General features: G+C 53.2%; 23 protein-coding genes and 2 tRNA genes. 10 read left to right on the forward strand and 15 right to left on the reverse strand.

Annotated features, from left to right (window positions below; genetic code table 11):
- Positions 1-7 precede the first annotated feature (7 nt).
- Positions 8-349: a hypothetical protein gene (locus IPH19_02765; protein ID QQR60317.1), complete on the forward strand. Its 342-nt coding sequence runs from the start codon at positions 8-10 to the stop codon at positions 347-349.
- Positions 350-580: 231 nt separating this feature from the next.
- Here IPH19_02765 and IPH19_02770 read toward each other — a convergent pair.
- Positions 581-657, reverse strand: a tRNA-Ile gene (locus tag IPH19_02770).
- A gap of 205 nt (positions 658-862) precedes the next feature.
- Here IPH19_02770 and IPH19_02775 point away from each other — a divergent pair.
- From IPH19_02775 to IPH19_02790, 4 genes are all read left to right on the forward strand, one after another.
- A complete protein-coding gene (locus tag IPH19_02775; GenBank protein ID QQR60318.1) occupies positions 863-1,327 on the forward strand; it encodes a hypothetical protein in 465 nt (154 codons plus the stop codon).
- 83 nt (positions 1,328-1,410) lie between these two features.
- A complete protein-coding gene (locus IPH19_02780; GenBank protein ID QQR60319.1) occupies positions 1,411-2,373 on the forward strand; it encodes an RluA family pseudouridine synthase in 963 nt (320 codons plus the stop codon).
- 4 nt (positions 2,374-2,377) lie between these two features.
- Positions 2,378-2,935 carry a cytidylate kinase family protein gene (locus IPH19_02785; GenBank protein ID QQR60320.1) on the forward strand — a complete coding sequence of 186 codons (558 nt, stop codon included), beginning with the start codon at positions 2,378-2,380 and terminating at the stop codon, positions 2,933-2,935.
- Between the two features lie 12 nt (positions 2,936-2,947).
- Positions 2,948-3,832: an Ig-like domain-containing protein gene (locus IPH19_02790; GenBank protein QQR60321.1), complete on the forward strand. Its 885-nt coding sequence runs from the start codon at positions 2,948-2,950 to the stop codon at positions 3,830-3,832.
- Positions 3,833-3,909: 77 nt separating this feature from the next.
- On the opposite strand, the gene IPH19_02795 is transcribed toward IPH19_02790, so the two are convergent.
- The 10 genes from IPH19_02795 to IPH19_02840 form a co-directional block, all read right to left on the reverse strand.
- Entirely contained in the window at positions 3,910-4,269 is a 360-nt protein-coding gene (locus tag IPH19_02795; protein QQR60322.1) for a 50S ribosomal protein L19, read from the reverse strand.
- 94 nt (positions 4,270-4,363) lie between these two features.
- On the reverse strand, positions 4,364-4,978 hold the full coding sequence (locus IPH19_02800) for a hypothetical protein (protein ID QQR60323.1): 615 nt from the start codon (positions 4,976-4,978) through the stop codon (positions 4,364-4,366).
- A gap of 184 nt (positions 4,979-5,162) precedes the next feature.
- Positions 5,163-6,206: a hypothetical protein gene (locus IPH19_02805; GenBank protein QQR60324.1), complete on the reverse strand. Its 1,044-nt coding sequence runs from the start codon at positions 6,204-6,206 to the stop codon at positions 5,163-5,165.
- A gap of 221 nt (positions 6,207-6,427) precedes the next feature.
- Complete coding sequence (locus IPH19_02810; GenBank protein ID QQR60325.1) at positions 6,428-7,507, reverse strand: hypothetical protein; 1,080 nt, start codon at positions 7,505-7,507, stop codon at positions 6,428-6,430.
- 95 nt (positions 7,508-7,602) lie between these two features.
- Positions 7,603-8,331, reverse strand: coding sequence for a hypothetical protein (locus IPH19_02815; protein ID QQR60326.1), 729 nt, complete (start codon positions 8,329-8,331; stop codon positions 7,603-7,605).
- 142 nt (positions 8,332-8,473) lie between these two features.
- Positions 8,474-8,977 carry a hypothetical protein gene (locus IPH19_02820; protein QQR60327.1) on the reverse strand — a complete coding sequence of 168 codons (504 nt, stop codon included), beginning with the start codon at positions 8,975-8,977 and terminating at the stop codon, positions 8,474-8,476.
- A 95-nt stretch (positions 8,978-9,072) separates the two neighbouring features.
- Positions 9,073-9,669 carry a hypothetical protein gene (locus tag IPH19_02825; protein ID QQR60328.1) on the reverse strand — a complete coding sequence of 199 codons (597 nt, stop codon included), beginning with the start codon at positions 9,667-9,669 and terminating at the stop codon, positions 9,073-9,075.
- Positions 9,636-12,515 carry an excinuclease ABC subunit UvrA gene (uvrA, locus tag IPH19_02830; protein QQR61359.1) on the reverse strand — a complete coding sequence of 960 codons (2,880 nt, stop codon included), beginning with the start codon at positions 12,513-12,515 and terminating at the stop codon, positions 9,636-9,638. The genes IPH19_02825 and uvrA overlap by 34 nt, the downstream gene beginning before the upstream one ends.
- Before the next feature lie 85 nt (positions 12,516-12,600).
- The gene (locus IPH19_02835; GenBank protein ID QQR60329.1) at positions 12,601-14,859 is read right to left on the reverse strand and encodes a hypothetical protein; all 2,259 of its coding nucleotides are present in this window, start codon (positions 14,857-14,859) and stop codon (positions 12,601-12,603) included.
- A gap of 3 nt (positions 14,860-14,862) precedes the next feature.
- The gene (locus IPH19_02840; GenBank protein QQR60330.1) at positions 14,863-15,606 is read right to left on the reverse strand and encodes a thioredoxin domain-containing protein; all 744 of its coding nucleotides are present in this window, start codon (positions 15,604-15,606) and stop codon (positions 14,863-14,865) included.
- A 48-nt stretch (positions 15,607-15,654) separates the two neighbouring features.
- Here IPH19_02840 and secG point away from each other — a divergent pair, with 48 nt between their 5' ends.
- From secG to IPH19_02855, 3 genes are all read left to right on the forward strand, one after another.
- Positions 15,655-15,876, forward strand: coding sequence for a preprotein translocase subunit SecG (secG, locus tag IPH19_02845; GenBank protein ID QQR60331.1), 222 nt, complete (start codon positions 15,655-15,657; stop codon positions 15,874-15,876).
- A 61-nt stretch (positions 15,877-15,937) separates the two neighbouring features.
- On the forward strand, positions 15,938-17,779 hold the full coding sequence (locus IPH19_02850) for a peptide ABC transporter substrate-binding protein (GenBank protein ID QQR60332.1): 1,842 nt from the start codon (positions 15,938-15,940) through the stop codon (positions 17,777-17,779).
- A gap of 60 nt (positions 17,780-17,839) precedes the next feature.
- A complete protein-coding gene (locus IPH19_02855) occupies positions 17,840-18,295 on the forward strand; it encodes a hypothetical protein (protein QQR60333.1) in 456 nt (151 codons plus the stop codon).
- Between the two features lie 83 nt (positions 18,296-18,378).
- On the opposite strand, the gene IPH19_02860 is transcribed toward IPH19_02855, so the two are convergent.
- The gene (locus IPH19_02860) at positions 18,379-19,218 is read right to left on the reverse strand and encodes a hypothetical protein (protein QQR60334.1); all 840 of its coding nucleotides are present in this window, start codon (positions 19,216-19,218) and stop codon (positions 18,379-18,381) included.
- A 73-nt stretch (positions 19,219-19,291) separates the two neighbouring features.
- Positions 19,292-19,378: transfer RNA gene (locus tag IPH19_02865), tRNA-Leu, on the reverse strand.
- Between the two features lie 86 nt (positions 19,379-19,464).
- On the opposite strand from IPH19_02865, the gene IPH19_02870 reads away from it, so the two are divergent.
- Together IPH19_02870 and IPH19_02875 are read left to right on the forward strand one after the other, a co-directional pair.
- Positions 19,465-20,187, forward strand: coding sequence for a glycosyltransferase family 2 protein (locus tag IPH19_02870; GenBank protein QQR60335.1), 723 nt, complete (start codon positions 19,465-19,467; stop codon positions 20,185-20,187).
- Between the two features lie 143 nt (positions 20,188-20,330).
- Positions 20,331-22,361, forward strand: coding sequence for a ribonuclease J (locus IPH19_02875; protein ID QQR60336.1), 2,031 nt, complete (start codon positions 20,331-20,333; stop codon positions 22,359-22,361).
- A gap of 150 nt (positions 22,362-22,511) precedes the next feature.
- On the opposite strand, the gene IPH19_02880 is transcribed toward IPH19_02875, so the two are convergent.
- Both IPH19_02880 and IPH19_02885 read right to left on the reverse strand, forming a co-directional pair.
- Positions 22,512-22,937, reverse strand: a complete 426-nt coding sequence (locus tag IPH19_02880) for a hypothetical protein (protein QQR60337.1) — start codon at positions 22,935-22,937, stop codon at positions 22,512-22,514.
- 90 nt (positions 22,938-23,027) lie between these two features.
- A complete protein-coding gene (locus IPH19_02885) occupies positions 23,028-23,738 on the reverse strand; it encodes a hypothetical protein (protein ID QQR60338.1) in 711 nt (236 codons plus the stop codon).
- Between the last annotated feature and the right edge of the window lie 49 nt (positions 23,739-23,787).

The following is a 23,787-nucleotide window of genomic DNA, read 5'->3' on the forward strand; positions in this document are numbered from 1 at the left end:
TGGCTCTTTGCGAGTTTTCCCTGGCACTTACGAGGAATACGTCTATCAGCTCCAGCAGGAAGAGGGCTTAGCCAAGGAAAAGGAAGAGATCGTTGAAGAAGAGCCGCAAACGCTGTCCAAAGCTGAACGACATGAAAAGATAAAAGAGCTTAAACGAGCGATTATCAAGGTAGAGAAGGAGCTGGATAAGCTTGAAGAAGAGCGGGCGGGCTTGATGAAGCTTTTCACCCAAGATCCCCTGACGTTTGATCTGGAGCGAACGAGGACGCTTACGAGGCTGGAAACGATGATCCCTCATGCAGAATCGGAATGGACGAGATTAACAACGGAATTGGAACAGCTTGGATAAACAATGGCCCCGCACCGAGAATCGGAGCGGGGCCTTGCTAGTCAGAGCCGGAAAAGAATAGAACCTTGATGAAGAGGAGCCCGAGCAGGAAGAAGGCGATCTTCCATTCCCAGGGAACGAATGGGCGCTTCTTATCTTCCATGAATAAACCTCCGGACGCGATTATGCCTATTTTAGGGACATGGTCAATGCTCTAAACATAAAAGCCCCGTTTAACGGGGCTTTTATTGATGGTGGGACGGGATGGAATCGAACCATCGACCACCGAGGTATAAGCTCGGCGCTCTAACCAACTGAGCTACCGTCCCGGATACCGCGCGCAGGCAGGGTAAGGCGGAACAAGGGCTACGTCAACGGATTGACAAAGTGGATCGATCATGCTCAAATTGCCGCGGTCTCTCACAATGGAGAAACACCATGAGCTTGTTCGCGACGCCGGCACTACCGCCGGTACCGACCGCTCCCCATTCACGGGTTCAGCACATCTTCTACACGGCACCGTACATTCGATACATGCTCGAGAGTTTTCTCGAGGGAAACCTGGAGAGCAACCTCCTCGAGACGGACGCGATCGTGGAGACCTTGTCCCGCATCTACCTGATCGGGCTCGCATTCTCGACGGACTTCTGGAAAGAAGACGACCGAGAGACGCTGGAGGTCGAGAAGGAGCGGCTCCTCGCGGAGCTTGCCCTTCTCCGAAAGGCGCAGGTCAAGATCGGCGGCAACCGTCAGTGGAACCACTTCCGAGCGTTCTTCCGCACCCTCACAGGCCTGCGGCTCCCATCGCGCAAATCGCCAGAGCAGCTCAGCCTCTCCGACGAGCGAGCTGAGATGAAGCTCTGCACTGCCTTCGCGATCATGGCGATGAATATCCGCGAGGTCGAGGCCAGGCCCGCGCCAGCACCGCCTGTGATCGAGCCGCTACCCAAGCGGATCGCGGACCGCGTCACCCGTCATAACAAGAAGACGGTCTTCTGAACGCCATGGCCCGCCACCGATGTCTATCGTGTGGCGGGTCAATTAAATTCTCATCATCGTTTGAATCGGTTAAACTCCCTGTCATGAAACACCCTGGTCTTGAAGCGCAGCACTGGATCGTCACGGAGGAATCCGCTGGCGACCGTTTGGATGTCTTTTTGACAGCCAACCTTTTGGATATCACGCGCTCGGCGATCAAGAACGGCATCAAAAATGGCCATGTGATGGTGAATGGTAAAAAGCCGACGGTTCATCGATTTTTAAAAGAAGGAGACCGCATCGACTACGTGCCATTGGAAGAAGTGAAAAAGAATCCCTTTGTTCCAAAAGACGGCGGGCCGATGCCGGAGTTGGAAGATTTGATTATTGAAGAAACCAAAGACTGGATCGTGATCGATAAGCCGACGGGGCTTTTGGTGCATCCTGATGCCAAACATAAGACGGGAACATTGGTTGATTTGCTCATGAAGCATGATCCAAAGATCGCCAAGGTTGGCGAGGATCCGTCGCGTCCGGGTATTGTGCATCGCTTGGACCGCGAGGTGAGCGGACTTATGGTGATCGCCAAGACGCAGGAAGCTTTTGACTCGTTCAAGACGCAGTTTTCATCGCGTAAATCGCAGAAGCATTATTTGGCTTTTGTGTACGGAGAAATGCCGGCGGAAGAGGGTGATATCAAATTCCGCATTGCACGATCGAGCAGCAAGCCGCGTATGGCCGCGCGACCGGTGAATGAAGAGGAAGGCAAGGCCGCATGGACGCATTACACGGTTCGCGAGCGATTTACGAATGCGACATTGGTGGATGTCGAGATTCTTTCCGGACGTACCCATCAAATCCGTGCCCACTTACAAGCGATGCGCTGTCCGATTATCGGCGACTCGCTGTATGCGCTGAAGAAAGTCGATCGTAACTTGAAGGCACCGCGACTTATGCTGCAGAGTGTCGATCTCTCCTTTACAGATCCATCGACAGGAGACGCCAAGCGTTTTACTCTGGAGCCAGATCCTGCCTTTGAGCAGGTACGACAAATGCTTATCGCGTAACACTATGATCATTACCATCTCTGGAGTACCCGGTTCCGGCAAGACAAGCGTCGCCAAGATCTTGTCCGAGAAACTCAGTATGCCGTATTACTCCATGGGTGGTTTGCGCGCCAAGTTAGCCGAGGAACGCAAAATCAGTATTGATGAATTGAACGCGATCGGCGAGATTGATCCGACAACGGATACGAGCGTTGACGAGTATCAGCGCACACTTGGAAAAACAACCGATAATTTTATCGTCGAAGGACGCTTGAGCTGGCATTTTATCCCGCATTCGATCAAGATTTTCTTGTCATGCGATTTGGATGAAGCCGCCAAGCGTATTTTTGATGCCCGACAACATACCAAGAGCCGAGAGGACGAGGCTTTGTACCGGAATGTTGAGGAAACGAGACGCGCGATCGAGGAAAGGACGGCTTCTGATGTACGCCGCTATGCCTCGATTTATGGCGTCGATTATCGCGATCAGAGCCATTACGATCTTGTCATCGATACAACCAAATTAAGCAGTCCTGAGGAGACGGCAAATGTGATCCTGGAGCAAATCAAGGCAAAGCGCTAAACTGTCGGGATTATGAAGTCGACATTACGCGCGCTGCTTTCCGTCTTCGCTGTCGGATTGAGTTTTTGGGTGGGTAGTATGGTCGTTCACGCGGCTCCGGCCGTGGAGCCGAGCTTGTCGACGATCAGCGTTGATAAGGTATCTGCGAAGGCTGACGGCATCGATCAGATCCGCGTGAATGTCACGATCAAAAATGCGAATTTCATCGGCGTTGAGAATGCCGATGTTGCGCTCGTATCATCTCGCGGAGCCTTGGATGAAATCTCCCCTGCTACAGCCAAGACATCGATTACCGGACGCGCCTCGTTTTACGTGAAGTCGTTAAAGAATGGCAGCGCGACCTTGTCTGTCATGCTTAATGGAGCAGCGTTTCCCAAGAGCGTGAATATTACTTTTGCCGATGGGATCGCTTTAGCCTTGAGTGTTGGCGACTTGATCAAGATTCCGGATGATAATGATGCGAGCACGCAGCCGGATAGTGCGGTTTACTACTACGCATCCAATGGAAAGCGCTATGTGTTTCCAAATGAAAAGGTTTACTTGAGCTGGTATCCGGATTTTGGAACCGTGAAGTCGATTCCGATTGATCAAATGTCATTGATTCCGATTGGCGGGAATATCACGTATCGACCTGGCGCCAAGATGGTGAAGTTTCAAACGGATACCAAGACTTACTTACCGACAAAAGGCGGAATTTTGCGCTGGGTGCAGACAGAAGAAGTAGCCCGCGGATACTTTGGCACCAACTGGAATCAGCACGTGGATGATATTTCTGAAGCGTTCTACGTGAATTACAAATTTGGCGAGCCGATCGGTAGCCCACTCGATCTCTCGCTGCCGATTGTTCAGAGCTCGGTTAACTCGATCAATGTCCACCTTGGGCTTGGAGCTCCATAGTCACGCATCATAATCATAAAACGCTCCCGGTCCGGGAGCGTTTTATGATTACTCTGATTATGTTTTATGTTGCGTGACTATGCCGTCTTGAGCTTCACCTCTTTGATTTCCTTCATGCGCTTGGAGCTCTTGCGGACGTACTCAATGCTCTTCTTGCGAGCCTTTACCTTTTTGACGAGTTCGATGCGAGAGATCGATGGGAGCAACATCGGGAAGATCTTTTCTACGCCGACGCCGGAAGCGATCTTGCGGACCGTCATGGTTTTGGCGTGGGCGCCGCCACCGAGGTTGATGACAAGGCCTTCGTAAACCTGAACACGCTCCTTCTCTTCTCCGGAAGGGCTGACGTCCTTAATTTTCTGGTGCACGCGGATGGTCATGCCGGACTCGACTTGCGAGGGCTTGATATCGACGGGCAGGGTTACGAGTTCAGACATAAAAATGAGGGTTAGGAATGGCCCAAAGATTAGCCAAAAGCCGTTAAAACGTCAAGGCCCCCGCTCCGAGTGATCGGGGCGGGGGCTGAGAGAACTACTTCACTTCGCGGAAGGCGACGTAGGCGCAGTCAGCGTCCCACGCACGGCGGACCTCGCGGTGGAGGCCGAGTTCGCGACGGTTCCCCTTGCGGATGTAGTGGGGTGCGTAGCGATGGAAACCGTCTCTGTCGGCGAGCCTGTCATCTGACTCAGTGATGAATAGTCTCAAATCTTCAGGGATCGTCGCGTGATCGCCTTCGGGGTTTTGCTGGATCACCCAGGCGATGAAGGCAGCTGTGTTGCCGATGAAGCCATCCTCGAAGAGACCTCGTACATCGGTAGCTGGTACGAGCTGGCGGCCAGGCTTCCAGATTTGGACCTCGTAGGTCTTGCCGCGCTCGTCACGAATGAAGCTCCACTTAAGGAGATAGGAACCGAGAGCCCGAGGAGCATCCAGCTGGAGCATCGCCTTCGCCATATTGATTAGAACGGTGGCGGAGGATACATCGGGAACCGTGATCAGGTCACGTACTTCTTGCTTCCGGCTCTTCTTCGAAGATGCCTTCTTGTACCTGTTGATGAAGCCTTGCGCGTCCTCGAAGGGCACCTTGCCGGCGACGAGGAGGGCGACGATGGAACCGATCTGTTCTTTGGTGACTTGCTTGTCCATGGAACGCTCCTTGGAATCCGTCTGTTTCCGCTGCTGCGACAAATCGCTTCTGCGGGTTGTTCGGATTTGTGGGAGAGCCGTGATCCGCACGGCGCGGTGAGAATTTAATACATGAATAATTGGGTTTTGTCAACGGATACAGCAAGCCCCCGCTCCGAGTGATCGGGGCGGGGGCTGGCGAGGGTTACTTGCGGATGAGGAGGATGCGGCTGTTGTTGTCGAGCTCGAGGCCGGCCCAACTACAACACAATACGCGTTCAAGGCTTTCTTCACCCAGTGACGTAACAAACGACTGACCGCTACGATCCCTGTACGAGCCGAGCGTCGACGAGCCGAGAGCGTAGATCCAGTTCTTACGCTGGAGTTCCGGCTCAGCATTTGCGAACTCGACGGCTTCGACATGGATCGCGAAGCGGTAACCGAGGCGATCGTAGTGCTCGAAGAGATCGTCCTCGATCGTGTGGATCCGCTTACCGAGGAAGTCGGCTGGGATCTCCGCGACCAAGAACTCGCGCTCGCCCGGGGTCTCGTCGATCGTGGCGCAGGACTTGTGACGGGTCCACGCGCGACCGTCGAATAGATTGTGGTAGACCTTTGAGAACATCTTCTTGAGCGTGGCGACATCCGGGAGCGGAGTGTATGTGACGAGGAGGCGGTAGTGGTTGGGTTCGAGGTTGTCGCTGTTTTGCAAGCTGGGTTTGCGCACGGCGAGGAAACGGCAGCTCGCAGTCCACGGGTCTGGACCGCCGAAACAGCCCATGAGGAGGTTGCGACCACCATCCAAGTACGGCAAGTAGAGGTAGTCGGCGTCGTCCCGGCAGACCGAACCGAAAGCAGCGATCGGGTAGTTGCGCCGCTCATCGGGGTACTGCTTGGCTAAGGCCAGCAGCTCCTCGTAGAGAGCGGGGCGCAGTCCCTGACGGTCGAGCTCGGCGAGGATCGCGTCTGTGTCCAACCTCTTGTCCAGATGCACGAGCTCGAACTCAATCTCGCGGGTCTCCGTCGATACTTCCTTGCAGACGTCGATCGGCTTGAACTCCGCGTTCTCGTAGCCTTCGTACACATAGTTGAAATCCTTCTTGAGGTCGGCGTATGAGGGCTGATTGTAGATGACCTCGGCGCGGAAGCCTGGGGCATAGCTCGGCTCGCGGGACTTCTCCATGATCTCCACCCCTCCTTCGATGATCGCCTGCGCATGGTTGTGAACGATCGCACCTTTGGCGAGCATGTTCACGATCTCTGCTGTCTGGTGACTTGCTTGTCCATGGAACGCTCCTTGGAATCCGTCTGTTTCCGCTGCTGCGACGAATCGCTTCTGCGGGTTATTCGGATTTGTTGGAGAGCCGTGATCCGCACGGCGCGGTGAAGATTTCTTATATCAAAATATGCATTTTGTCAACGGATACAGCGAGCCCCCGCACCGAAGGAATCGGGGCGGGGCTGTAGGGGCTAGTTGCGGACGAGGAGGAGGCGATCCATCTCGTCCAGTTTGCTCTCGTACATCTCACTGCTGATTGCAACGGAATACATGCGGGCAGGAGGTGTCGGGTCCGGGAAGAAGCTGAGTTCCATCACGTGGATTCCTCCGACGCCGTGCGAGTACGTGGAGGGGTCGACTTCCACCGAGGAACCGAGGGTGAGAATTCTTCTGTAGTGATGGAGAAGCGTCGAGCGCTTTTTGATGAATTCGAATGCCTCTGTCTCGATCGCAAAGCGATAGCCCTCACGATCGAAGTGGGCAGCGAGCTCATTCCAAGCTTGTTGGATGCTCTGTCCGTGAAACACCTCGGGAAGCTTTGCCAAGCGGAGCACGCGCTCACCGGGAGTCGTGTCGACAGCTGAGCAAGAGCTGTGACGCTCCCACCTGCATCCATCAAACGCAGGCGAAACGACGGGATTATCCTCGTCGAAAGAGTCTTCGGAAAGTCTCAGCAACGCCGATTCTAGTTCGCCGATTCCCGGGAGCGGTTCATAGCCGAGCTGCATCCGGTAATGCATCGACGGCGCCGCTCCGATTCTGAGCGCGAGATCGGCATCCGTCATACGGACGAGCAGCACGCTTTCGACGCCCACTTCCTCACTCCACTCATCGACCAAGTAGCGACCATCTCCATTCTCGCCAATGCTCGCTACGTAACAATAGGTGCCATGAATGAATGACGAGCCGAGTGCGGTGACGTGCTCTACCCACGCCGTACTTGGGCAAGTCACTGCAAACTCAATTAGCTCTCCAACGACAGCAAAGCGGAAACCGAGCTTCTCGTAATACGACGAAAGCCAGCTCCACTCCATGCGCTCATCGTCCGCTTGCTCCGAGAACTCCTTGGGGACATCCGCGATCCAGAAATCGCGCTCACCCGGCGTTTCATCGACTCGCTCGCAGGAGTTGTGCCGCTCCCACAGCCGAAAGTCGTCCTCGGAAAACCATTCCGAGATCGCCTCTTCGGGAAGCAGCTTCTTGAGCTCTGCCAACGCTGGGAGCGGATTGTAGCTCACGAAGATCCGAAAGCGCTTTTCTTCTGTTGTCACAGAACACCTCGTGCTTTATTTATATCAAAATAGGCATTTTGTCAACGGATACAGCAAGCCCCCGCTCCAAGTAATCAGGGCGGGGGCTGGAGAGGTCAGACTGGCTCATGGATAAGTAGAAGGGCGTAATTCCACTTTCGCATACTAATTGCACGCAGAGAACGATCTCTGAAGGGTTCGTGCGCATACGTAACGCGCAAAGCGCGATCGTACCCCTTGTTCCGCATCGTCAGGTACATGAAACTACGTTGGCCGTTGCCGTCACAAACAGAAGTTCCAAGAGGAAAAATTCTGTGGGCGCGCTGGAGATGAGGCTGGGCTTGCGAGAACTTGATCGCTTCTACCAAGTTCGCAAACCGGTATCCCTTACATTCGAAGCACTTTCTCAGCCCCTCTTCTCTTTCCTGATAGATATCCGCCTCTCTCAGGAGCGGCGTGTTATCGATCACATCCCTCGTTACGATGAACTCACTTGGAACTTGCACGACCAAGAAGTCACGTTCACCAGGTGTCTCATCGATCGTCTCATGATCGATCCAGTCAAGCCGCTTGAGCACCCTTGAGACGCTGTGCTTTCCAGAAAACATCTGCTCTAGAGCTTCGAAATCCGTTGGCTTGCTGTAGTCGACATGAATTCGATAGTGCTTGCCCTCGAGAAGCGGCGGGCTCTCTCGTGTGGGTAGCTCGCCTCCCTCGATCAGAGCTTGCAAGCCCTTAAGCGCGACATCGATAGGAACCGATCCTTCGCGCACTCGGCGGAAGAGGTCGTGGTATCGGCGGGCTAATTGACCGAGCTGTTCGTCGGAGACATCGCGAGACGTCATGACAAACCTCCTTGTGATGGAACAAGTCCTTCTGTGACACAGAATGCGTCTTGATGGACGGCGTTTATTTATATCAAAATAGGCGTCTTGTCAACGGATACAGCAAGCCCCCGCGCCGAAGGAATCGGGCGGGGGCGGTTGATCAGATCTTCACGAAAAGATATCGGTGATTGGGACGGCATGCCGAGTCGGCCCCAGTATAGACCAATCCACGGAATGGGGTCTTGAGCCCTTCGTGCTGCTTCACTGTGAAGTAGAGATGAATTGTCTTGTCCGCGGTGTCTCGATGGTTCCGGAAGGTACCTAGATCGACGATGCGATCATAGTCCTCCGTGATAGGGATATCGGGTCGCGCGAGAAAGAAGGCATTTCGCTCCGATGGGAATGCTACTCGGCAACCGTTGGACATTGCCCACTCGAGGACTTCTGCATCGGTACTCCGCATGGGTTCATCCTTCGCGAACTCCTTGAGAACGAAGTCGATCTCCCCTTTCTTCGGACGAAAATCCTTAAGTGACTCATGAAGCTCCCAGCCTTCTGTCAACGACATGCCTTCCGACACATAGATCTTCAGTGACTCGAGCATCACCTCCCCCAACAAGGACATATCGACACGGAAATACTGTTCTGACTGGTTCTTGCTCACGTTACCTCCAAAACAAAACTGGCATATAAAGCCAGTTTTGTCAATCCCTTACATCAGCTCCTTCAGATACTTTCCGGTCCACCTCTTCTTTATACTCAGGGCACAAAGTTTTTTGATACATACAGAAGTTCCATGCCTGGCTCTATTAGATCATCAATATCGATTCTGTTTAACGTCCACCCGTTTGCACCCTCACCTTCATTTTCATCTTCATATAATTCAGCTATGCAACGCGCTCCACCCTTCCAGACCGTCGATGAGCCCATAACGAGAATATCTCGATCTATGATCATGCGATCAGAATATACTCTCGCGAAACTCACCGCCTCATCAATTACTGCAAAACGATAACCTAGCTTATCCAAAAAACTCGCCAGTTCGTCCCACACTTCTTTGATTTTTTTATTGTGAAACTTCTCCGGGATATTTCCAATAAAGAATTCGCGTAATTTGGTAAACTCATCAACCCCCTCACAGGAGGGATGATTCACCCACGTAAGTAAAACGCGTAGGTTAAGCGGGTCATCTATCCAATCTCCTGTCTTACGAACTTCTTCAGGAGTACGATGATCGTAATTCACTTCGACTAAATAACTCCGAAGCACTTTTTGTTCAGACGACTGGTCTTGGTTAAGTGGCATACGGTAAATTACAGACATTATATCAGCTCCTTCAAGTACTTCCCAGTCCAAGATTTCTTATTCTTAGCAATCACTTCCGGTGTTCCTTCTGCGACGAGAGTACCGCCGCGCAATCCTCCCTCTGGTCCCATGTCGATGACCCAGTCGGCGAGACTGACGACGTCGAGATTGTGCTCGATGACGAGGACGGTGTTTCCTTTATCGACCAAAGCGTTCAGAACGACCATGAGGCGCTTAATATCGTCAAAATGGAGACCTGTGGTCGGTTCATCCAGAATATAGAGCGTACGGCCTGTAGCGCGTCTGGAGAGCTCGGTAGCGAGTTTAACGCGCTGAGCTTCACCGCCAGAGAGCGTGGTGGCCGGCTGACCTAATCGAACATAGCCGAGACCAACCTCATGCAGGACGGAACGCTTCTCGTAGATCGCGGGTTGGTCAACGAAGAAACGTCGACCTTCTTCAACGGTCATGTCGAGAACGTCGGCGATGGTTTTGCCGCGGTAGTGAATCTCGAGCGCTTCCGAGTTGTAGCGCTTGCCGTGACACTCGTGACACTCGACGTAGACGTCGGGCAAAAATTGCATGGCGATCTGGATGTAGCCGTCTCCGCCACACGGTTCACAGCGTCCGCCGCCTTTGACGTTGAACGAGAATTTGCCGGCATCAAAGCCGCGCATCTTGGCTTCCGGGATTTCCGTGTAGAGATCGCGGATCGCGGTGAAGACACCGGTGTAGGTGGCTGGGTTGGAGCGAGGCGTGCGGCCGATTGGCGATTGGTCGACTGAGACAACTTTATCCAAATGCTCCATGCCCTCGATCTTTTTATGTTCTGCGACCGGATCTTTGGCGCCAAAGAAGTGGCTCGAGAGAGCACGGCCGAGAATATCGAGGACGAGCGTTGATTTACCGGAACCCGAAACACCCGTGACACAGACGAGCTGAGCCAATGGGAATTTCACATCGACATTCTTGAGGTTGAAGGCTGTGGCACCGCGCACGGTGATGGCTTTGCCACTCCCCTTGCGACGCGTCTTGGGCTTGTCGAGCTTCATCTTGCCGGAGAGATATTGTCCGGTGACGGATTCCTTGTCCTTTTTAATTTCCGCGAGCGTACCTTCGGAAATAATGTGGCCGCCGTATTCACCAGCACCTGGGCCGACGTCGACAATCCAGTCGGCGGCTTTCATGACGGCGTCGTCATGCTCAACAACGATGACGGTGTTGCCGAGATCGCGAAGACGCTTGATGGTGTGGATCAGCTTATCGTTGTCGCGCGGATGCAAGCCGATGGAAGGCTCATCGAGAATATAGATGACGCCGGACAATTCCGAGCCGAGCTGGGCTGCCAGACGCACGCGCTGGGCTTCTCCGCCGGAAAGCGACATAGCTGAACGGTCAAGCGTCAGATAATCCAAACCGACGTCCATCAAATTTTGAAGGCGGCGGCGGATTTCTCCGGAGACTTGGTCGACAACGAGACGCTCACGCTCGGTGAATCCGTTGGCGTCCGGCTTTTTATCGCCCTTGAGTTTGGCGATTTTGGAACCTTTGAACGCGGCGGAATCTTTTGCCTTGCCCGTACCCTTTCCTAAGCCTTGGAAGAAGGCGAGAACTTCATCGAGCGGCAAAAAGACGAGGTCGGCGAGCGATTTGCTGGCAACCGTGACAGCGAGCGACTCTTTGCGCAGACGGCGACCCTGACAATCGGGACAGGTGAGGACGCGCATGTAGGCCTCGATTTCTTTTTGGACGTATTCCGAATCGGTTTCTTTGTGCTTGGCCTCGAGCATCGCCAAAATACCTTCGAACTCGCCATCGCCCTCAAATAAAGCCTTCAATGCTTTTGGCGAGAACTCTCCGACAGGTTGATTGATGGTGAAACCGTGCTTGGCACCGACTTCTTCCAGCTTTTTTACATGGGCCGTTTGATTTCCAGCGATGCGCGTCCACGGCTTGATCGCTCCTTGGGCGATGGTGAGCTTTTTGTTTGGAATCACGAGCTCCGGTTCAAGCACGAGCTTGGTTCCGAGACCGGTACAGGCGGGACAAGCGCCATGCGGCGAGTTGAAGGAGAAAAGACGCGGCTCGAGCGTTGGTAAGGAAATATTACAGTTGGCGCAGAACAAGGATTGCGAGAAGAGTTTTTCATCGCCCGTGTCCTCGTTGATGGTCATGACCAAGCCGTTTCCAAAATCGAGCGTCTGTTTTACAAACTCGAGCATGGAATCGATGACGACGCCCGAACCTTTGGTGAGGCGCTGAACCACAACCTCAATGGTGTGCTCGGCTGTTTTGTCGATGCGGGAGTGAAGGATCTCGTCCAAGTCGACAATGGTGCCGTCAAAACGAACTTCACGGAAACCAGCGTTCTTCACGCTCTGCATCGCGACTTTGTGCTCGCCTTTTTGGGCGCGGACAATCGGCGCCATCAATAGAATGGTTGATTTGTTGGCGAGTTCCAAAACTTTGTCCGCGATTTCACGCGTCGTCTGCTCGATCACGGCTGAACCGCATTGCACGCAGTGGGCGCGGCCGGCGCGGGCGTAGAGGAGGCGTAGGAAATCGTAAACTTCCGTCACGGTACCGACGGTGGAGCGCGGATTGTGGGAAGTGGTCTTTTGATCGATAGCGATGGTCGGTGAAAGACCCGTGATCTCATCGACATCAGGCTTGTCCTGCAGCTCCATGAATTGTCGTGCGTATGACGACATCGATTCCATGTAGCGGCGCTGGCCCTCAGCGTGGATGGTATCGAAGGCGAGAGAAGATTTTCCCGATCCAGAGAGACCTGTCACAACAATAAAGTTGTTTTTTGGCAGGTCGATCGAAACATTCTTCAAGTTATGGACGCGGGCTCCTTTAATGGAGATCGTGTCATGCAACTTCTTGGATGGCATGTTGGCGGCGAGGCTACCACCGATAGACATATATGACAAGAGCCACCCCCTGGCGGCTCTGTCGATTATCGAGTCTTCAGGATTGTTACGGGGTACAGGTGCCGATACCGGCCGTCATATCCATTGGACGATCAAAGCTTGCAAAGACGCCGCCGCTCGCCCCTGGTTCAAAGCGGCACGTGCCTGATTGGCATTGGCCGTTGAAGTCACACTTAGAACCGTTCACGCGAACTGGGTAACAAGCCGCTTTTTCTACACGAACCGGATTTACCGCATCGAGACCATCGATGGGTGTACCGAGATATGAACCCGTGAAGTTGATGGCGAATTCTGTTGCTGACCAAGTTGATGCGCTGCAGCCAGTCGTACACGCGCCTTCAAGCTGATCGCGCGGCGGAGAGGCTCCTGTTGGAGGACGAGGAATGCCGCTCTCGGCACGGATGGCGCAGAATCCCGTACAGACACCGCCGACACACATCGAGGAACATTCGCTATCGGAAGAGCAGGATGCGCCGATTGGTTTGCGGCAGCCAAAGCGTGCGTAGCTCCATGGACGGAGATTTTCTGGGGCGTTTTCAAAGTTCCATGAGTAGGCGACGCCGGTATTCCCAAAGAGTGTCGCATATTCCTCTTCCGAGCATCGATTTGGATTTGCGGCCGAGGTTGAACATCGATAGCGATGGCTCATGCAGAAGCTGTCGACACCGCTGCCGGAAACACGATTACATCCGCCTTCCCAATTGCTGATGATATTGGTTTCTTGGTAGTAACGCTCACCCCCTCCTGGACCATAGAACAAGCTTGAACATACGGGGCGCGGGTCAAGCTCGTAGTCGCGATAGTCGCCGGTAACGCAGCGCCCGACTTGTTCTTCATTACCCTGCTGACAGGTGAAGCCGGCAGCACATGGAATCTGCGGATCTGCGGCCATGTTGCACACGCTGCCTGTTTCTCCGGTCAAACAGCGCCAGAGACCCTCGATCTGCTGACAGGTCCCCTCCTGACACGCGACCTGCATCGTTCCATTGTTATTTGTCGGACTTCCGTCTTCCGATGTGCGCACATCGCAACCGCCGGAGCATCGGCAGAGCTCATTGGCACGACCTTGCGTACATTGTCCGCTGGAAAGACCTTCCGTATTTGACGTGCGTAGACAGACGCGGCCTTCACGGCATTGAGAATCTCTTACACATGCAGGAATCGCCCCGCCCTCATCGGCATTTGGGTCCCGAGCGGTCGAGGAGGCGCTGATCCCGACGCATTCAATACTCTCCGGATTAAGGCGGAATTGCGTTGTGCTTGGATTGATTGTTTGGAGAATCGAGTACGCCGCGAGGACCACGACCATGCCGATCAGAGCATCGCGAATAATCTGTTTGCCGCGCTGAATAGATCCGATGCCCGCTGCACCCGTCAGGTAGAGGAATCCTCCATAAACAACCATGACGATCGCGACCACGAGAATGATCGAGACAAGGTAGCGGTAGACCGTATTAATATATTCCGGCAAACCGGTGACTTGTTGAATGCCGCCGATATTAACCCCAAGCGTGATCGGAACTGGTGCATCGTCCGATGGATCGCAGGCTGCCGAATAACCTGCACTGCTGTCGGCTACCGCGGCACTTGGAGAATCAACGTCAGCGACGGCGTCTGGGAAGACTTGGTCTGCTTCAGAACCTGTTGGACAACTAGAAGGCGTGCCGCCACCAGCGATTCCAGGAGCGAGGGCGCAGGCCCAGGCGCGGTATCCTTCTCCGGTGAGGTGGGAGTTGCGGCTACGGATCTGAGATTCGCCGTTGCCCGGGTTTGTTTCTTGCTGGAATGGGCCAGCCGCGCTTCCGGGACGGCCGTCGATCCAGCGGGCGCCGAGACTCGGTACATACGATGATTGAACCGTTGCGGTGCGGTCATGTCTTTCCTGTACGCCTTCATCGCGGCTTGTAGCGGGACCGATCCAGACGACGTCGGCGCCGCGGGCGTGGGCATCGTTATAGGCTTGGCGGAGTTTGGTTTCGTAGGCTGTACGGCTTGCTCCGGAGGTTTGGACATCGTCATTGCCGCCGATAATCAGGATGACGAGCTGCGGGTTACGAGAATTCACCATGCTTGAGATGGTGTTGTTATCTAGGAACCAGCGCAGACCCTTACCTGCATGCGAGGACTGACCCGTGACCTCGACATCGTACCCTGCGAGCGCTGTTGTAAGCGGGCGATGCAGACCCTGAGCCTGGCTATCGCCGATGATGACGGCTGTGCGCGCGTCTGCCGCAACCGGGAAAGCGATCGCGATCGCAAATACAAAAGAAGCGGTCAGCGAAAGGAGCGGGCGGAAAAAACGCATAGGTTATTTTTTTGAACGATCAACGAATTCGTCGACGAGCAGCTTGAGCGTTTCGCGATCGACGGCGCCTTCAATTTTTACACCGTTCAAAAAAAAGGTTGGCGTTCCCTCTACACCGGCATTGAGACCCGCTTGAAGATCAGCTTCCACTCGCTTTCGAGCGTCGCCGTCATCGAGACATGCGCGGAAATCACCCTCATCCATTCCCACTTCACGCGCGAGACGGAGAAGTTCTGCATCTTGGAATTGATCTTGTTTTAAAAGAAAGAGTTTATCGTGATAAGCCCAGAAACGGCCTTGGTCGGTGGCGCAGCGGGCGGCGGTGGCTGCGCGGGTTGCTCCCGGGTGGAGCGAGTCGACAGGAAAATCACGGATGACGAGGCGGACGTCTTCTTTACGTTCTGTGACAAGCTCGCGGATTGGTTCAAAAGAGGCTTGGCAAAATGGGCAACCATAGTCGAGAAATTCCACGATTGTGACGATCGGTCGTTCTGAACCCGTATACGGAGCGCGCGGATCATCAAGAACAGGGGCGCGGTTTTGAGACTCGCGCAATGCACGGTCGGCCAAGGCTCGGTCGATCGAGAAACGGATGCGATCGCGCTTGATTGGATTTGGCTCGCCGGAGCGAATCGACTGATAATAGACAGAGACCTGCCAGACAAAGGCTCCGATCAATACCGTGAGGACAGCGGCGAGGCCGAGTCCGAGAGTTTTTCCAAGTGACATCGGGGTTGATTTTACCATGCCGGAACGGTTGACGAAACGTGGGGCTAGGGCTAACCTACGGCCGTTATGAGATCAACCATTCTTGCCATCGCCATGATCGCCTTTTCGGTGCTCTTGAGCGCGACCATCCTGTTGCAGCAGCGCGGGACGGGATTGGGTGGAGCTTTTGGCGGCGAAGGCAATGTCTTCCGCACCAAGCGCGGCCTTGAAAAAGGCTTGTTCTACGCGACGATTGCGGTCGGATGTCTGTTTGTCGCAACAGCCGTCTTGAACCTGATCCTCGTCTAAAATCCAGGATTCCAGCGCCCCGCTTTTGTAGCTGGTCGCTCTGGGGTAGGATTGAATGTACATGAATATTTGGCTTGAAAAGCTGCGAAAGATCTGGCAACGGGTCTTTTTCTGGCAAAAGCCGGTAGGCGAATCGCATGAGGTACGGCCGCATTCCCATGCGGACCATGCCTTGGTTTTGTCTGTGACCAAACCCTCAACGGTTCCGAGCTTCCGACAGTTACGATTTATGAACCGCGTTCTCGATGCGGGAGAGCGACGTATCTTTTGGGGGGCGTTTTTTCTCTTTTTGGCGGCGCTCTTGCTTGGAACAGCAGATCTCGCTGCGACACAGCTTGTAACGGTTCCAAGCATAGGCGGAACTTATACAGAAGGCTTGGTTGGTACGCCTAAATTAATCAATCCCCTGTTTGCACCGGTCAACGACGTTGACCGCGATTTGGTCGGTCTGATTTTTTCCGGATTATTCCGACCAAATGAAAACTTGGAACCGGTCCCGGATTTAGCTGAGCGCTATCAGTGGAGCGAGGATGGAAAAACGCTGGAAGTCACTCTGCGTAAAGACGTGCGTTTTCATGATGGCGTGCCGCTGACAGCGGATGACGTCCTGTTTACCTATCAAGCCGTGAAAAATCCGGCCTCGTATAGTCCGCTCGCCGGCCAGTTTCAGGGCGTGACGATTATCCGCGTGGACGATGCCACGGTACAGTTCCAACTTCCTGCTGCCGACCCGAGCTTTCTTACCTCGCTCACGCTCGGCATTTTGCCAGCACATATTTGGGAGGAAATCCCGGATGCAAATGCCCATCTTGCCGATGCCAACTTGAAACCGATCGGCTCTGGTCCGTATCAGGTGTCGACCTATACGCGTGATAGCCGCGGGCAGATCCTGCATTTTAATTTGAAGCGCTTTCCCTCTTTTTATGGCATCAAGCCGCTGATCGAGGAAGTGCGCATGCGTTTCTTTACCGATCGTCCGCAAGCAGTAACAGCATTGCGAAATGGCCAAATCGATGCGCTCGCCTTTTTGCCATGGGCCGAAGCCTCGACATTGGCCAGCGAAAGCTACACCTTGCACCGTATTGAATTGCCCCAGGAAACCGTCGCCTTTTTTAATGTTAAGGAGCCGCTCCTGAAAGATGTGCGCATGCGTGAAGCGCTCGCGATGGCCGTTGATAAATCAGAACTCGCCACACTTTTAGGCGAGCAGATCTCCCCTGTTACATCGCCCTATCCGTTTCTTGAGTATTCCACCGGTACCAAGCCCGATTTAGAAGCAGCCCGTACCAAGCTGGAAACACTTGGCTGGAAACTACCGGAAGGCGGCACTGTCCGCCAATTCGTCGGTGCCGGTACAGCACGTGCGACCACATCTACGACGAGCTCTACCAATTTAGCGCTAACGATTCTGGTACCAAATCAACCAGATCTCCAGAAAGTGGCGGAACTATTGAAGCGCCGCTGGTCGTTACTCGGAGCCGAAGTCACGATCATTTCCAATGAGCCCGAGTCATTGCTACGCGAGGCTTTAGAGAAGAGAAACTACCAGGTGATTGTCACAAATATCCTTCTCCCTCCTAATCAAGATCTGACGGCCTTTTGGGCAAGTAAAAATGCCACTGGAAATGGATTGAACCTGTCGGGTCTGGCTGATCGCGATGTTGATCTTGCCTTGGAACGAGTCATGAATGCGACAAATACCGAGCAGCTTTTGCAGGCTCGAATCGCTTTTTCCGATGAGATAGCTGAACGAACACCGGCGCTTTTCTTGTTGCGCCCCGTTTATGCTTACATCCAGTCTCGGCGTATTCATGGCACGAATGACATGCGCTTACTTAAGCCAGCGGATCGATTTTTACGTATTAGCGACTGGTATATAAGGACAGGCTGGGGATGGCGCTAAACCCTTGACATTTTGGCTAAAATCTGGTAATAAATTACTGTTCCTTCCAAGGAGGATAGCGTGCAAAAGCGTAGCAGTTCGCAGCCCGAACGCATCGACTCGATCATCTCGAGAATGACCATCGGTGGGCGGCGGATCGCCCCCGACAGCCCGCAGGGGCCCTGCTCCCTGTGCGGCCACGAGACCACGCACGCGACCAGCATCAAGGTCGACGAGGAGCGCGCGCATTTCAGCTGCCGCGAGAAGGCGCGTGCAAGTGCGATCTCCAAGCTCATGCTCGAGCGCGACTTCCTGTCCGTGTCGGAAGCTCTCGGCAAGGAGGGCGTACTCTTCCGCCGCCTCGAGGAGCGGCTCATGCCGTACATCAACAAGCCCTCGGGCGAGTCGCTGTGCCGCATGATCACGTTCTGCCTCAAGGAGATCGGCAACGATCCCTCGATCCGCGCCGAGCGCAAGACCTACCTGCGCCTCTGGCTCGAGGACATCCGCGGACGCTATCTCCCGACCACCAACTGACGTCGACGAACTCGTCGACGAAACGACCCCGATCGCTTTCCAGCGTCGGGGTCGTTTACGTTTTTCTTTATTTTTATTGATGTTTAGCCTTCAAGACGGCGCACCATACCGAGATTTAACTCGATATCGCGAATTTGCTCGCTGGTTTTTCTTAACACCTTGTAGAGCTCGCCCATATGACTTTCCGCAATCTTGCGGGACTCTGTCGTCAAGAAATGCTCACTTGCTGCGTCCTTGCCGCTAAAAAATGGTTTCGCGTGGGTTTCCTCGATGAGTTCGTCGATCATTTTCTCGGTTTGCGCTGCTTCTTCTCGTAATTGAGCTTCTTTCGTTTGAAGCTCGATCGAGGATTTGCGCTTTTGCATAGCAGGGCCGAGCTCAAGGACATACTCATCATCTGACATGAGCGCATCCCACTCTTCCGGCTTGGGTACAAGAATCTCTTCTCCGCGTCCAATCGCAACAAAGTTTTCTTTAAATAACGGTTCCAGCGTCTTTTTATGCAAGGCTAGCAACGATTTTTGCTTTTCATCGAGCGCGCGGATTTTTTCACGCGTCGAATTATTTACTTCTGCGCCCATTTTATGGATATCGCGTGCAATGGATTCTTCCTCAGCGATCTTGCGTGAAAGATCGTTCATTTTGGCGAGCATTTGTTCTCGCATTTCATCAGCGGTAAGAACTTCCATTTCCGGGAGCATGGATTCTTCCAAACGCGCATCGATTTGTTTTCTATCGAGCTCTTCACGCGTGCGACGGCCGCTTACATCCAATTGGACATCGGATTTTGAACGCGACATCGCGGCGTCGAACATGTCTTCATCACGTTCGCCGGTCTTTGGTTTTTGCTTACTAAGATATTTTGAAGCAAGTTCCCCATGCTTCATCATCTGTTCCCGCGTGCCAAAGGACTCGTTTTTCATACAATAACATAATACCATTTTTTGACCCTCTCGTCAAAAAGACCGCAACACAAATAAAAAAATCCTGTTCACATGGTGGGCGGGGAGAGAATCGAACTCTCATGACCTTGCGATCGCTGGTACCTGAAACCAGTGCGTCTACCAATTCCGCCACTCGCCCCCCATGTACTCAAGATTTTTTGCGACACCCTGCAAAAATTGTCTGGCAAGCTTGCCGTGTTTTTAACGAGAGGTCAAGCTAAGGCTATGCCTAGCGGTTTTCCCGAGTTTTCAGCGATTATTCCGGCTTTTAATGAAGCTGGAAGAATTGCGACGGCCGTCTTGGATACAAAACGTGTTCTTGGAGAGAGCGCGCAAATCATTGTTGTTGATGATGGATCGACGGACTCGACCTCGGATGAAGCGCGTGGTGCGGGAGCGAGCGTGATTCGACATGAATCGAATCGCGGGAAAGGCGCAGCGGTAAAAACGGGAGCGCTCGCATCAACAAGTAAATGGATTCTTGTTTTAGACGCCGATCTCTCGACACATCCGCGTGAACTGCAATCTTTTCATCGCGCCATCGAACAAAGCGATCTTATTTTTGGCTCGCGTCGAGCAACTGGCGCACATATCACTACACAGCAACCTTGGTATCGCGTGAAAGCCGGGCAACTCTTTAATTGGATGATGCGCCAAGCTAGCGGACTTCCCTATCACGATACGCAATGCGGTTTCAAAGTATTCCGCATGGAGACTTGCCGGATCCTTTTTGAAACGATGACGACGGAAGGCTGGAGCTTTGATGTTGAGCTCTTGATGCGAGCAAAACAAGCTGACTTGCGATTGATGGAGCTCCCCGTCACTTGGAGCCATGTTGAAGGAAGTAAGGTTAAATTTAGCCATGCTCCGCGAATCTTGCTGGATTTGTGGTATTTACGGCGGGCTATCGGCCCAAAAAGTTGGCTTGACGGTACAGCCAAAAACTGATATTATGCTTGTTGTAACGCATTTCGGAGGCAATCGGACATCGGTCGGATTCCCGCGAAAGTCGTGACGCCAATTTAAGAGTTACAGACCTGCAAAACGCGTTTTTTGGGCGTTTTGCCTAATCGTTTCGTATCAATTCCAACATGGAAAACAATCAAACACCGCAGAGCAAGCCACCTGCCGGACGCCCATTTAGCGGCGGCGGCCGAGGCGGCAGCCGTGGCGGATCCAGGGGCGGTCGATCACTTTTCGACAAGCCTATCCCAACCCGCACCCAAGCCAAACCGCTTGGTGCTCAGTTTAAAGCTACCGAAAGCCAAAGCCTAAAACAGGGCTTTGCTAAAGAAGAAGGTCCGGTCGGTCCATCTGACAAGCATGAGGTCAAGAAACATGGCGGCGGAAAGAATCGCCGCATGGGCGGTGCTTTTGAAGCCATGCCGCGCATGTCGACCTTCAAGAACAAGCCACATCTTAAGACAGGAACGGACACCGATATTCTTGAACCTGGCAGTGATCGCTTGAAGGTCGCTGTTCTCGGTGGAAATGAAGAGGTCGGCCGTAACTGTACGATGCTGGAATACGGCAATGACATTATTCTCATCGACCTTGGTCTTCAGTTTCCGGATGACGATATGCCGGGCGTCGATTACATCGTTCCGAACATCTCTAGCTTGAAAGGCAAGGAAAAGAATGTTCGCGGCATCATCATTACGCATGCGCACTATGACCACATCGGCGGTATTCCGCATTTGGCTCCGAAGCTCAATAATCCTCCGATTTTTGGAACCGATTTGACCTGCGGCATTATTGCCAAGCGTCAGGAAGATCATAAGGACAAGCCGCGCTTGAATTTATTCTCCGTAAAATCGGATGACGTAATTCAACTTGGGCAGTTCAAGATCGAATTCTTTGGCGTTGCGCACTCGATCCCCTCTTCTATGGGTGTGATCGTGACGACTCCGGCCGGTATCATCGTCCACCCGGCTCCGTTTACTATAGAAGAAAGGCCGGGCGCACAGTCCAAGCAGGATACGGAAAAAATCAAAGCGCTTGGTGAACGCGGAGTGCTCGCACTTATGTGTGACTCGACCAATGCCTCCAAGCCCGGTCGTCAGATTGCGGAACAGGTTATTCAGACTAACATCGACGAGATCATCAAGAATGCCAAAGGCCGCGTTATTATTGGTACGTTTGCGTCGATGATCGCGCGTGTTCAGCAGATTATCAAAGCTTGTGAACGCCAAGGACGCAAAGTTGCGATCGAAGGCTTCTCGATGCGTTCCAACATCCTGATCGCCCAGCAGTTGGGTTACATGGATATTCAGAAAGGTACGCTGATCGATACAAAGGACATCAGCAAGTATCCGCGCGAGAAAACGGCCGTCGTTTGTACCGGAGCACAAGGCGAGGAACGTGCCGTGCTTATGCGCATCGCGAATCACGAGCATCCGATTCTCTCGATTGAACCAGGAGATTCCATTGTGTTCTCAAGCTCGATTATTCCGGGCAATGAACGCTCGGTGCAGCGCGTGAAAGATACCTTGTATCGTGAAGGTGCGGATGTCATTCACTACAAGATGATGGACGTTCACGCCGGTGGACACGCCCAGCAGGATGACTTGAAGGAAATCCACGATTGGATCAAGCCAAAATATCTTATTCCGATCGAGGGTCACTACTCGTTCTTGTGCGATCACGCCAAGGTCGCGATTGAAAACGGATTTAATCCGAAAAATATCTTCATCGCTGACAACGGTCAGATCATGGAGTTCGACAAACAAGGCAACGGAATGTTGACCAACAAGAAGCTTGAGACGGGCTATGTGTTCGTCGATGGTCTCGGCGTTGGAAACACCAACCAGATTGTTCTGCGCGATCGTCAGCAGCTTGCCGGAGATGGCGTCGTCGTCCTTGTTGCGGTCGTTGATGGACGCACGGGTCAGCCAGTCGCGAGTCCGGATATTATTTCCCGCGGTTTCGTCTATATGAAAGAGCATCTTGAACTTATCCAGGCTAGCCGCGTGAAAGCGACGGCTATCCTGAAGAGCATGGATGCCAAAGGACCGCCGGATATGGCCTACGTGAAAGACAAGCTGCGCGATGAAATGGGAGAATTCCTGTTCGTCAAAACAGAGCTTCGTCCGATGGTGATTCCGGTGATTATTGAGGTTTAAGACCACCTCACCCCCTCTCCTTCGTAAGGAGAGGGGGTTTTGGTTTTAATATAAAAATAAACGCAAAACTAGCCTTTTTGTCAATCAAATAAAACACCTAAAACTAGCCCCGTTATGCGGGGCTAGTTTCTATGAAAAACGCTGCTTCTGCTAGCTTAAGGCTTTTTCAATACGTTTATCCGTATGTGCAATAATTTTGGAGTATTGATCAGCCAATTTGTCGTCTAGATAGTCTTTGGTGACCATGCGCGATTCCACGCGGTTAATACGAAACTCCATCTTATCTGACTGATCGGCCAACTCGCGAATAGCCTCCATAGTTTCCATATGTACCCCATCAATCTTCCCATCCAGGCTCGCAACCTTCCCATCCAAGTTCGCTATCTTCCCATCCAGGCTCGCAACCTTCCCATCCAAGTTCGCTATCTTCCCATCCAGGCTCGCAACCTTCCCATCCAACCCTTCAATTTTCCCGTCGATCTTCGAAAAACCCGTATCCATCTTTTCATTAAGACGGTTTAACTCTTTAAGGATCTCTCGGTTGGAAACATCGTTCGGCGAGGTTTTCATTTTCATATGATACACTCCGTTCCACTTTTTGCCTGCCCAGTCAAGTGGATAACCAAAAGAAGAAGCGCCCCTGCACAGTTGTGCGGGGGCGCTTTCTTAGTCTTGCGGCACAATGCCAAGGAGGAAGACCTCGCGGTCGGTGACGAGGTCGAGGCTGAGGACGTGCTCGGGGGCGCCGCTTGGGTACCAGGTGCGGTAGCTGGGGAAGCACCAGCTAAAACCCTCCATGTCCGTGCTCACGGTGCCGGGAGCCAGGATGATGAAATGCTCGCTGATGTCGCGATAGGCGGTCACGAAACCGAGCAGTTGCTCGAGCGTCCCGGAGCCGAGTCCTTCCGCGTGAAGACGGGCAACGATCTCTGGACCATTGAACGTATTCAGAGATGCTGGCAAAAGTCTGCCACGGACATTCTTCTTGATGTGCGCCGTGCGCTCCGTATTGGGCGCGAGCCTCATTACACGTTCCGGATACCAACCCTCGGTGACCGTAGCCTTACGGTAAAGGCGGCTACCGAGATGCTCGGGGACATCAAAGACGAATTCCTTGCCGACCGGACGCTCAGGCTTGGAGCGATTTGATTTGTGCAAAGATTTCATCGCGTTGATGGCCGCCACGCTCAGGCTCTTGTTGCTAAGCATGGCGTCGACGAGATCCTTGTCCAGCCCGCTATCGACCAACAAGTCCAACCAATCGATGATCCAGTCGAGTGTCAGGCGCTTGCGTAGGGCAATCCGATCCGTCGTTCCCATTTGGTCCCCTTTGAATGAACCGCCGTTTACGTTTCCGTATTTCCCTTGTTTTGTCAATCGTTCGCTTGAGTTTGGCTATTCCTCCGCCTTTCGTTACCATACCCGC

Source organism: Candidatus Uhrbacteria bacterium (assembly GCA_016699205.1).
GTDB lineage: Bacteria > Patescibacteriota > Patescibacteriia > 2-12-FULL-60-25 > 2-12-FULL-60-25 > CAIXDN01.